Genomic DNA, 2,217 nt, shown 5'->3' with positions numbered 1-2,217 from the left:
CGGCCAGCAGGTTCCTTTTCCCTGCGGCGAAGACTGCCATGTGGATGAGGTGGTGCGTTTCCTGCTTGAAGAGGCGCGGCATCTGCCGTCGTTTTGCGCGGCCTGTCCACGCCTGGGGCGCAGGGGTGAGGAGTTCGTCTCTATGGTACGCGAGTGCGGCATCAAGGGCCAGTGCGGGCCGAACTCCGCGGCGTCGTTTATGGAATTTCTGTTGCATTACGCCACCCCCTATACCCGCGTGATGGGCGAGCGCCTTTTGAAGGAAAAGCTGGACAGGATGCCCATTCACGAGCGCGGCGCGGCAGACCGCCTGCTCAAGAAGGTGCGGGCGGGCTGTATGGACGAATTCATCTGACGGCATCCCGCCGCAGGTGTTGCGATTGTTGCGGGCTGCCGCATGGCAGCCCGGGGCCTTTTGCAAAGCGTCCAGCCTTGAAAAGCTGGACGCTTTGCATGGGGCTGCGCTTTTTCCGGCGTATTGCCTTGTCGTGGGAGCGACAGTTTTTTCACGGAATTTGCTGCCGCCCGCCCGCAGGGCGCTTTGCCGGTGTTTTGTCATTTTGTCAGGATATTTGACGCGGACGCTGGGGCGGGGTAAGTGTTGTAAAAGGTTTATTTTAGAGTAATTTTGCTTTAAAACTGCTCGCACGGCCGCGAAAGCGGGAGTGCGGCACGAAGGCGCAAGCGTACGCTATTTGCTGGCAAGCGTCCTAGAGCAGATTAACTTTGAAAATGTACATTTTCAAAGTTTAAGACACGCTCTCTTCGGCGTTTAACCGCGCAAATAAATTGCGCTTACGCCTTCGCGGCGGGCGACTGCTCACGCAGCCGCCAGAGCAATTTCAAAGTGAAATTGCTCTAGTGAGCGTCTTAAACCTTTGGGAATGCAAATTCTCAAAGTGAAAATGCTCCAGAGCAGCTTACGAATGAAGTGAGTTAACTGCTCTGCAAGGATTTTCAGGAAGATCCTTGCCACGAAATGCGAGCAGGCAGGCTTTTGCCCGCCGTCGCGAGCATTTCAAGTGTTAAATGCTCTAGAGCAATTTAACTTTTAAATTGCTCGGACGGCTGCGTGAGCAGACGTTCGCTACGGAGGCGTAAGCGCAGTTTATCTGCGCGGTTAAACGCCGAAGTGAGCGTGCCTTAAACTTTGAGAATGTATATTCTCAAAGTTAATCTGCTCTAACTGTTGCGTGGCAATGGTTTAAAGGAGTGTGCGGCGTGAGTTTCGTATGGCGTGGCATTTATTTTGACAAGCAGGACAGGGAGATCCTTGTCCTTGTCAACCGCATTCTTGAATCCGATAATCATTCGGATACCTGTCTTTTTGACCCCAGCCTTCACCCGCACGGCATCAAGGAACTGGTGGCTTCTCCCGTTTCGCGTATGGCCTATGCGGTCATCAACCTGCTGCGCAACCTTCAGGCAGGACGCACACAGGCCAGGGACAGGCTGCTTGCCCTGCAAACCCTGTATGACGAGGTGCTGAACAGCGCGCATTCGTCCTTGCGGCGCAATACGGCGCGTGTGCTCATGCAGATCATGAAAAGCATCGTGCGCGCGCATGACAATCCGATGGAGCAGCTCAAGCTGGCCCACGACTTTCGCCGCACGGTACAGGGAACGCCGCGCATCGTGCGCCGTATGCTGGCCCGCTATCACTTGCCGGAAATGCCCGAAGCCTGGAACCAGATCGCCTTTGACGACCACGTGTACGATGCCAACACCAAGGGCCGCAAAAGCCCCACGCACCTCATAATGGACGCCTGGATCAAGGGCCTGCGTTCTTTGACCGTGGCCTACGAGTATTGGGTGCAGCCCGATGCCGCGCGCGAAATTTTGCGTGCCGCAGAAATAACGGGCATTGACGTGCGCATCGGCCTGGAATTTCAGGTGCCGTTTTACGGGCGTTTTGTCAGCCTGTTCTGGATACCGCGCGGCTTCAGTTCCAATGAGGATTTTCTGGAATTTCTGCACAGCCCCAAGATGGCTGAAATGATGAAGCGGGGCCGCGAGGTGTTGCGCTGGCGGCGTGACCGCGTGCTCAACTGCCTTGCGCTCTGGAACGAGCACCAGCGCGCCAAGATGGAAGCCGCCTGGGAAGTGGAAGTTCCCGAACTGTCGGGTGAAGAATTTTTGCGCATGGTGGGTCGGGGCCAGGCCAGCAGTCTGCATCTGGCCGAGGCGCTGCACCGGCATGTGCAGCCCTCGCTGCGT

The 2,217-nt window shown here is 56.3% G+C and carries 2 pseudogenes; both read left to right on the top strand.

The features are described from left to right. Positions 1 to 355 (top strand): annotated as a pseudogene (locus tag V6C07_RS08850) ([FeFe] hydrogenase H-cluster radical SAM maturase HydG); the annotation flags it as partial. 866 nt (positions 356 to 1,221) lie between these two features. Beyond that, positions 1,222 to 2,217: pseudogene (locus V6C07_RS08845) on the top strand (hypothetical protein); the annotation flags it as partial.

This window comes from Desulfovibrio sp. 1214_IL3152 (genome assembly GCF_036763055.1).
GTDB lineage: Bacteria > Desulfobacterota > Desulfovibrionia > Desulfovibrionales > Desulfovibrionaceae > Desulfovibrio.
Note: the sequence above shows the minus strand (reverse complement) of the source record. Positions and strands in the feature narration are given on the sequence as shown.